The sequence below is a fragment of the Bradyrhizobium sp. 2TAF36 genome (assembly GCF_052114925.1).
GTDB lineage: Bacteria > Pseudomonadota > Alphaproteobacteria > Rhizobiales > Xanthobacteraceae > Bradyrhizobium > Bradyrhizobium barranii.
This window is the reverse complement of the sequence record NZ_JBFRFR010000169.1, coordinates 1-7023: the sequence shown is the minus strand read 5'-3', so window position 1 is coordinate 7023 and position 7023 is coordinate 1. Positions and strand designations below refer to the sequence as shown.

Sequence of the window (7023 nt, the reverse complement as noted above, 5' to 3'; positions counted from 1 at the left end):
GAACGAGTTTTTGCCGATATCGATGCCGATCACGGCGATCGCGGTATTGAGTGTCTGGGACATGGCGTGCTCCTTGTCTTGGCGCCCCTGGCCAGCTTATCGCTGGCGGGGCAGGAGCACGGCCGGACCATCCCATTAGCAGAGCTACTGCGTCGTCCCTGCTAAGTTCGACCTGTGTTCCGAATCCCGCTCGTTCTCATGGGATGCCTAGTTTCGACATCAGTGGCCTAAGTTGAAAACGTGAGCGGCCCAATTTGCTTTTCGGGCGCACTGTGCCGCATGAACCAAGACGAATTTCGGCGCAACGCTGCGGAAGCTCAGCGGCAAGCGGACCGGGCAGTTAGCGAGCCAGACCGCGCCGCTTGGCTCCAACTTGTCGCGGGATGATTGAGCCTTTCTCGCAAAGCGGAGCCGGTCCGCCCAAGAAGGATTCGATCAACAGGTTTCCGACAACGGAACTGGGCAGGACGCAAACAAGTCATCGAATTGAGGCCGCCTCGGGCGCTCGCCGCCGTGTCCTAAGTTGAATTTGGCTGTCCTAATTCGAGTCGTTAACTATTTCGCCCAGCTGGGCTGTATTGACCAGTTATTGGCGACGGGGCATGCCAAATTATCCCTATCACCGCTCGGCCAGTGGCTTTTATCGGTGATGAGAACGCCGTTTGCGCTCCCGCCTTCCTCACTGGAATGGAGCAGCGCCATGCGTCATCGTTTCACACAAACCCAATCCCTTGAAGAACGTCTAGCCGAAGAAGCGGAGCGCCTGCATGAACAAGCCAGACTGCTTCCGTATGGCGCTCTGCGCGATGAAGTCGACAGGAAAGCACGACTGGCTGAGACCGGCTCACACATCAGCGAGTGGCTGCGGTCGCCCGGTCTAAGGGCCCCCACTTGAAGGTAAGGCCGCCTCAACTTGGGCTCGCGTCCAGCTTCGTTTAGAATGGCCCAAACAAGGTAACGGCGGTACACGGGCTGGGAGGGCATTCTACAGCTTGGACTATACGAGCCGCATGGATGAGAACTCAGCGGCTCCTTTTCTTAGGAACGTGTGGCTTTGCAGTGCATGCGAAGGAATGCGGCACCTGACATTCAACGTCACTGATCTAGATTCCTTTGCTTCTCCGATCACCGCTGGTGTCTTGATGACAACGATGTCGGCACCTTCACAAATCCGGGGGGCGACCGTGAATGACCCGAAGATGAAAGGAAAGTAGAAGCGAAGAAATAGCCCGCTGACATGATCGAGCGGGCCGTTTTCTTGAAGCAGTCACGGAGCGATTGAGGCTGACTTCGCCCAATCGTCCAGGTGGTTCGCCACGTCCCAAAAAGCACCTAAGTGGCGTTGATTTCAGCGGTTAGCGTGAGGGTGAGGAAAGTCCGACCTTCACTGGGCGAAGGGCCGTCCGTGACCTTAATCTCCCATGGTATCCCCTTCCACATGTCGGTGGGATGCTCAGACGTCAGGATAGTGCCTGCGTACTTCACTGCCTCAAGTTTCGCTGCCTCGGTGTCGGCCACTTCAACGCCGACGTCATCGATCAGCATTTTTCCGTTCAGAATATGGCAGTAGTAGCGCGGCATAGACGCTCCTCCGTTGGGCGGGGAGCGCAGTCGCGTCTCTCAGTCAGGGGGCACCTTGATTGGTCACGGTGATAGCGGGACAAGAGCAGATACCGTGTGGCGTTCCTAATTAGGCCACCGCACTTTTCAAACTAGGCGACCGTGCCCGGAAACAGGCCAGCACCCGGGGACGAAAACCCTGTTGAAATGAAATTCGAACAGGATAAGGCCGCCAACTGAGGCGGCCTCACTCTTTGGCTTGAACTCGCGTATCCTGCGGTTGAGGTGCATAGCTCTACGTCATGACCATCCACGAACTGCTCGGCCTGCCCCTTTGCCTCCTCGTCGGTATCGCATAGGAGGTCGATCCGCTGTTCAATGTGGCCATCCGAGCCTATAAGGTAGGCGCGGTATCCAATCATTTCGGTGGTGCCAGACCTGGCGAGGTAAGCCACTCGCTTATATGAGCGCCGGTCTCGGCTTGCCGAGCTTTGCGAACCGCCCGCTGCCGCTCGATACCTGGCGGAAGCGATTTGGCTGCCTGACGGAGCCGCTGGACTTGTTCGGCAAGGCGTTCTTCAAGGGAGGTGGTGCTTGATGCGGCGTCGCTGGGGGCGCTGCTCCATTCCTGAGAAGGCGGGAGCGCAAACTGGCGTTCTCATCACCGATAAAAGCCGAGGACAGCGCGGTGACCGTGGAACTATGGCTGCGGTAGCGGGAATATGGTCAAAATTGACCACATCGTTGACAATCCGAAATCGGGGCGGCCGGCAGAACCACTGGATCAAGGTTAAAAACTGCGCGCAACCGGCGTTCACCCGGGTGATGGACGCGCAAAATAAAAAGCCCGGCCCGCTTCGGCAGTGGCTTAGCTTGAGGGCAACCTTTGCCCTTGCGCAAGGTTGTCACCTAGGAGCTTGAGATGTCCAACAGCCGCCCGAACTTTGCGTTCTTCACGTTGATCGCTGCCAGCCTATGCGCTGCCGTGGTTTTCGTTGGGCTGTTGATCGCAGGAGATGTCGCAGGTCCAAGGGTAGCAATGACTAATTTGCCGCCACATTCTCAAGAGGCTGGCCGACAATAATCCACGCTCTGGATCCGAGGCGCGCGACGCGGAGACTTATGGTCGGCAAAATGGTGGTAGGCGCGTGCCCTTCGGCTTAACGCGCGACCATAAGCGGCCTGTTTTGACGGCTCTCTTTGCGAGAAAGCCCGCTAGCGACTCTCTAGCATGATTTGCAGATAATTGAACTTGCGGAACCATTTCCGTTCATTCGTCTTGGCTTCGTAGAGGGTGAAATGGTCAATTCTTTGATGTTGTTGGCATTCGAAGCAAATGGCGTAATGGCGATGCGGATGATGAAGCTGATGCGCGGTGGCAGAATTGCCCGTCGCGAAGCTGAATTGATGGTCAGCGAAAAGATACACGCGGCTTTGAAAGCTTCAGCAAGTCTAATGGCTGGAGCTTCGGGCGATGAAACAGTCCGTCAGTATCGACGGCATGTCGCGGCGAACGCGAAGCGACTGGGCGGGCTCAAATCGGGCCGGAGTCGAAAGCGTGCGCTCAGGCGAACGCATTCCAGACGGCACTCTGGTGAGAGAAACTGACGGATTCAAGGCCGGTAAGTTCCCTAATCAAAACCGTTCGAAGTTGCACAGGTGCCAAGGGGATCAACGTACATGAGATGTCTGCCTCAGTAAGTGGACTTTCGGAACGTTGCACTGCACAGCAGGTTGTCGTCTGRCCAGCGATCTTGGTCGATAATCATCCTTGGAGTGTGAGATGAGCAAACGTAAACCGGCAACGGCGTCAAAGCGCGCCCGCGGCCCGAGAATAGTCGCGAAGGCCCAACGGACCGCACAGGCTGTTGTCAGAAGCCCGAAAGTGGGCATTCCGCCCGTGAGCTCAGACTCGCAGCAAGACGCCCTCCCCGTTGAGAATCCGCTTCTTGTTGCGGAGGCAGCCTTACAAGACGACTCCAAACAGATTACGGAGAACAATTCAAAGACAGGGGTGGATATTCTTTCGTCAGCCACCGCAAACGTGCGAGCTTATCAAGCGAAGCTACTGGAAATCGCACAAGCCAACATGCAGTTTGCTTTTGAATTCGCTCAAAGGCTTGCGATGACTAAGACGCCTCTTGAATTTCCCGGTGTAATCGCAGAATTCACAAGCAAGCGGATCGCCATGTTCCGGAATCATTCCAGGGAGATGGCTGAACTAAGTACCAAACGGTGGACTTCCTAAGATCAGGGTCATGATGTCCATTTTTGGCGCCCCAAAATTAAGGACGTTTCCGCTCTGCACCGATACGGCCYTCGCGGATAGTTTCTATTGGCTCATAGCCGTAACCATCCAGATGGTTCAGGCAATGACCGCTTCTCGGCCCGAAGCAAATATGGATGAAAGTATTAGGCTCCACGTCAATACCGCGTTGGAGGCACGTATGTTCAACATGCGATGGCGTGAAATCCGTTTGCTTAAGCCCTGTCAAGAGCGTTCTAGGGGCATTCGATGGACAATGATCGCGTAGATGTTTTTGTTCGTCGCATGGCCGAGCTCGCTTCCCAATTATCGGAACTGGAAATACTCAAAGACAAAGTTGCCGATGCGCAGGAACGCGCCCTCTCGAGCACCATCCCCTCGGGCGCGTTGATGAAGGTGTGGACGAAACTGATTCACTAGCTTGTTATAGGAACTCGAGACGCACAGGGTTGCTTAAAATTATGCTGGCGTGTCCCCGCCGGCTGGCGGAGCGGCCCCGGCTTCAAAACCAGCCTCCCAGCCGAGCCGGGGCCGTCTCTCCGCAAGCGATGGCCGGTTTAAAGATGTTCGGCTTCTTTCGGTCAGCCCATAAGCCGACGATAGTTGAGCGGCCTCGAACTTCGCATCAGGGCCATAAGTAGGCTTCTCTTCTCCGACAACAGAAGAATTGCTGATGAAAAATGTAAACGGGTCACGAACCAGGCTTGCCGTCTGTGCGCCAACACCGTGACCCGAAAAAGTGCTTTACCGCCGCACCCCAACGCGATTGACGCCGCCATTTAAATTGCCGCCGGCGTTATGACGGACTGCAGCGCGCGCTACCGGACGAGGCCTCAGCGCGACGCCCGCCCGAGCAACGCAGCCGGTCGGATATTCAACGTACTGGCAGTACACCACCGCCTCGGCTGGTGCTGGATTGAGAGTGAGACCTGCAAGTCCCAGCAGGGCGCTAGCAGCAATCCCGGCAACTGTCGCTGACTTGATCGAAAGACCCTTGGTCGGATGCATGGCGGACCTCCCTCGTCGCGCTTGCGCAATGCCGCCTCAGGTGACGGCTGAACATAACAGGAGCGCTACAGGAGCGCTGACGTTGACCTAGATCAACGGAGGTCTGCATAGCGCCAAGACCATGAGAGTCGCGCATCCGCGCAGACCGGAAAAGGCCGCCAACTGAGGCGGCCTCACTCTTTGGCTTTAAACTCGCAAATCCTGCGGTTGAGGTGCCATAGCGGCCTCAGTCGCCTATTTACAAACGGCAGTGGCCTAGGTTGAATTTGGTTGGTCATTGAGCTTATGCTTGGCCTGAACAAATGAGGCCCCCAATGGAGCAACCAAAACGGCGGCACGTCGGCGCAAGAGTTTCGAAATCCTCCTGGGACCAGAATATGCGCATCTTCGAGGACCATTTAGATATATCGATTGATCTTCTCGCTGAGATTGAAGCGGCACGGGCCGACCGCGAGTACGCAGAGGACCAGCGCGGGACGAAGAAAACTCGCCAGCGCTGCAGGCTTTCATTTTAGAAAACTCGAACAAAGCATTCGATTTTCAGCTTTCCTTGCCTCTTCGAGGCGCGCCGGCCGGATAAACGCGCGACGCGTTAACGGAGAGAGCGATGACCGTACGGCCGATACAACCAAGGTACGTAAAGCTGGCAGCGCAGTTGGCCGATCCGTGCGATGCTCTGAGCCCGCTCGAAAGCGCGTTGCTGATCGTCGCGGCGATGCGCGAGGTAAACAGCGGTACATGGAAGATTGCTGCGGACGCAGACGGCTGCTTTTTCATCGTAACCGAGGGCTGAGAAAATCCCATGCGCCAGGGGCCCACAACGCGCTCGAACAGCTTCGCAGCGAAAATCACGCGCCAAAGACCGGTTTCCGGCGTGCTGTCGCACAAACAACCGATAGCGCCTCGGAGGCTCCGCAAGCTTCGCATCAAGGAGTTGCGCGACGCCGCTGAGCGAATTCTTTACCGCGCCGAGGTGCTTCGCGCAGAAGCGAGGCGCCTCGTCAAAATGGCCGAGCGAGAGGAGGCCAAGCTGGCGCGCAAACCCCGGAGCGCGGCGGCACCGACCGCTAAGGCTTTGCGTCGTCGCGGATAATTTCTCCACGTCCGGTGTGTTTCTACTCGGACGCGCGCTCCGCGAAGGAATAGCCACCCGGCTTTGGGAAGGGACGGAGCGTCCCATCACGGCCTTGGCGGCCCTCGGCTTCGCCGTCCGAGAAATTTCGATCTGGATGGGCCGACCGGACCCGGAGTCGGTGCAGGCGATCGGCGAAATCATCACCGACCTCGCCGTGGGCGCGGCGAGGGCCTTTCCCGAAGAAACGGAAACCCACTAGGAAGCCCGTCCATGCGCGCTCAATCCCCCGGCAAATAACGCACCACGAAGGCGCTGCGCGGCCCGTGCGCGCCGCGCCGGAGTTTCGCTATGCACTAATCGAAGTCTGAGATCCTCTCATTCGGCGCGCAATGAGGAGCACCGTCGCAGGCCTTCTCCATTATCTTGGCAAGCACAATTCGCTTGGTCCTGTTGCGGGCGAGCAGCCGGCCTTTGCGAGACGCACTGCGAGCCTTGTTGCGAGCGCCGATCACGCCGGTGCCCCTCGCCCTCGCGCCTGCCATGATCCGGGCCTCGATCTCCAGCCGCACCGACTCGGGCGTCGACGGAGATGACAGTTCGGCAAGGGCGTTCCATCCTACCGCGGTGAAAATTTCCGGACGCGAGCCATAGAGCCTGGCGACGCGGGCCATCTCGCCCGCCTAGTGGCGTTGTGGATATCGAATTGACGGCGAACCGCAGTTCCGAACCGCCTGTTATCCGACACGGTGTCACGCAACGCAGCGAGTTGTCGGCCTAGCTCCACCTTACGCTCGACGATGGCCACCTTTGCCGCAGCCAATTCCTCGCGCTGCCGACGTGATGTCTTCCTCGGTGGCGCGACATCTGGCTTCTCGGCAAACGCCTCACGTAATTCGCGATGGAGCACCGTAGCGAGGCCGTATCGCTGCGGCACGACATTCCGGTTCAGTTTCGCTTGGCGCTGAGCTTGCAATGTCTACGCGGTCGAAGACTTCAAACCATCGCAAGCCGGAGTTGGCCCACGAGGGATAAGCGACCATGATATCGCTGATTGCGTAAAGGGCGAACGTGTCGATGCGCGCGCCATGGTTTTCCGTCTCAGTAAAGGTAAAGG

9 protein-coding genes are annotated in these 7023 nt (G+C 57.6%); 5 read left to right on the top strand and 4 right to left on the bottom strand.

From position 1 onward, the window contains the following. Positions 1-1332: 1332 nt before the first annotated feature. Entirely contained in the window at positions 1333-1581 is a 249-nt protein-coding gene (locus AB4Z51_RS43645) for a DUF6894 family protein (RefSeq protein ID WP_441499644.1), read from the bottom strand. Positions 1582-2859: 1278 nt separating this feature from the next. Between AB4Z51_RS43645 and AB4Z51_RS43640 the strand changes: the two genes are divergently transcribed. From AB4Z51_RS43640 to AB4Z51_RS43630, 3 genes are all read left to right on the top strand, one after another. Beyond that, positions 2860-3168 (top strand): hypothetical protein, encoded by a 309-nt coding sequence (locus AB4Z51_RS43640; protein WP_441499643.1) that lies wholly within the window; start codon positions 2860-2862, stop codon positions 3166-3168. A gap of 175 nt (positions 3169-3343) precedes the next feature. Continuing rightward, positions 3344-3808 (top strand): phasin family protein, encoded by a 465-nt coding sequence (locus AB4Z51_RS43635; RefSeq protein WP_166350437.1) that lies wholly within the window; start codon positions 3344-3346, stop codon positions 3806-3808. A 267-nt stretch (positions 3809-4075) separates the two neighbouring features. After that, positions 4076-4246, top strand: a complete 171-nt coding sequence (locus AB4Z51_RS43630; protein ID WP_441499642.1) for a hypothetical protein — start codon at positions 4076-4078, stop codon at positions 4244-4246. A 324-nt stretch (positions 4247-4570) separates the two neighbouring features. Here the strand turns inward: AB4Z51_RS43630 and AB4Z51_RS43625 are convergent, their stop codons facing one another. Beyond that, entirely contained in the window at positions 4571-4834 is a 264-nt protein-coding gene (locus tag AB4Z51_RS43625; protein WP_166350433.1) for a hypothetical protein, read from the bottom strand. A 607-nt stretch (positions 4835-5441) separates the two neighbouring features. Between AB4Z51_RS43625 and AB4Z51_RS43620 the strand changes: the two genes are divergently transcribed. Both AB4Z51_RS43620 and AB4Z51_RS43615 read left to right on the top strand, forming a co-directional pair. Further along, on the top strand, positions 5442-5627 hold the full coding sequence (locus AB4Z51_RS43620) for a hypothetical protein (protein WP_441499641.1): 186 nt from the start codon (positions 5442-5444) through the stop codon (positions 5625-5627). Positions 5628-6021: 394 nt separating this feature from the next. Next, positions 6022-6168, top strand: a complete 147-nt coding sequence (locus AB4Z51_RS43615; protein ID WP_441499640.1) for a hypothetical protein — start codon at positions 6022-6024, stop codon at positions 6166-6168. 94 nt (positions 6169-6262) lie between these two features. Here AB4Z51_RS43615 and AB4Z51_RS43610 read toward each other — a convergent pair whose 3' ends face one another. Together AB4Z51_RS43610 and AB4Z51_RS43605 are read right to left on the bottom strand one after the other, a co-directional pair. Further along, complete coding sequence (locus AB4Z51_RS43610; protein ID WP_441499639.1) at positions 6263-6580, bottom strand: hypothetical protein; 318 nt, start codon at positions 6578-6580, stop codon at positions 6263-6265. Positions 6581-6793: 213 nt separating this feature from the next. Further along, positions 6794-7023, bottom strand: a 230-nt coding sequence (locus AB4Z51_RS43605) for a hypothetical protein (RefSeq protein WP_441499638.1), incomplete at its 5' end; no start/stop codon positions are given.

Coding starts and splice junctions, on each gene's coding strand:
- AB4Z51_RS43620 (WP_441499641.1), top strand. CDS start 5,442: ATGACCGTACGGCCGATACAACCAAGGTACGTAAAGCTGGCAGCGCAG.
- AB4Z51_RS43645 (WP_441499644.1), bottom strand. CDS start 1,581: ATGCCGCGCTACTACTGCCATATTCTGAACGGAAAAATGCTGATCGAT.
- AB4Z51_RS43630 (WP_441499642.1), top strand. CDS start 4,076: ATGGACAATGATCGCGTAGATGTTTTTGTTCGTCGCATGGCCGAGCTC.
- AB4Z51_RS43610 (WP_441499639.1), bottom strand. CDS start 6,580: ATGGCCCGCGTCGCCAGGCTCTATGGCTCGCGTCCGGAAATTTTCACC.
- AB4Z51_RS43640 (WP_441499643.1), top strand. CDS start 2,860: ATGGTCAATTCTTTGATGTTGTTGGCATTCGAAGCAAATGGCGTAATG.
- AB4Z51_RS43635 (WP_166350437.1), top strand. CDS start 3,344: ATGAGCAAACGTAAACCGGCAACGGCGTCAAAGCGCGCCCGCGGCCCG.
- AB4Z51_RS43625 (WP_166350433.1), bottom strand. CDS start 4,834: ATGCATCCGACCAAGGGTCTTTCGATCAAGTCAGCGACAGTTGCCGGG.